Genomic DNA, 913 nt, shown 5'->3' on the forward strand with positions numbered 1-913 from the left:
ATCGCCTGGGCCCGGGACCTGGCCGGGGAGGTGGAGCGGGGCGTTCCGGTGGACGCGGGGGCGCGGGCGCCCCGGCTGCGGTCCGCCCGCTGACTGGCGGAGAGGCCGGGTGCGGTGCACGCACGGTCAGTGCCGTGCGGCAGACTCGGGGCGTGCGAGCGATTCATGTCATCGGTATCGGTGCGGGCGACCCCGAACAGCTGACCCTGCAGGCGGTCAGGGCGCTGCGGGGCACGGACGTGTTCTTCATCCTGGACAAGGGGGAGGCGAAGGCTGACCTGACGGGGCTGCGCCGGGACATGCTCGACGCGCACGTACCGGGGGGTGCCTACCGCGTCGTCGAGGCGCGTGACCCGGAGCGGGACCGGTCGGCGGGCGGGTCCGCCTACTCCCCCGCCGTCGGGGACTGGCGCAGCGCCCGCGCGGACATCTACGAGCGGCTGATCGCCGAGGAACTGGGCGAGGAGGAGACCGGCGCGTTCCTGGTCTGGGGCGATCCGTCGCTGTACGACAGCACGCTCGGGATTCTCGAAGAGGTCCTGGAGCGGGGAGCGGTGTCCTTCACCTATGACGTCGTGCCGGGAATCAGCAGCGTCTCGGCGCTCGTGGCCCGGCACCGCACGGGGCTCAACCGGGTCGCCCGCCCGGTCCAGATCACCACCGGCCGGCGGCTCGCCGAGGGCTTCCCGGAGGGCGTGGACGACGTGGTGGTGATGCTGGACGCCCACCAGGCCTTCCGCGCGTACGCCGACCAGGACGTGGACATCTACTGGGGGGCCTACATCGGCACGCCGGACGAGATCCTGGTCTCCGGACCGCTCGCCGAGGCCGCTCCGCGCATCGAGCGGCTGCGCGCGGAGGCCCGTGAGCGCAAGGGCTGGATCATGGACACGTACCTGCTGCGCCGCGGCCC

Annotated in this window: 1 protein-coding gene; it reads left to right on the forward strand. The window is 73.2% G+C overall.

What is annotated here, in order from left to right; translation table 11 throughout:
• Positions 1 to 152: 152 nt before the first annotated feature.
• On the forward strand, positions 153 to 913 hold a 761-nt coding region (gene cobF, locus B9S61_RS00020; protein WP_103540319.1), incomplete at its 3' end, for a precorrin-6A synthase (deacetylating).

The sequence above is a fragment of the Streptomyces sp. SM1 genome (assembly GCF_002910825.1).
In the GTDB taxonomy this organism is placed as follows: Bacteria; Actinomycetota; Actinomycetes; order Streptomycetales; family Streptomycetaceae; genus Streptomyces; species Streptomyces okerensis.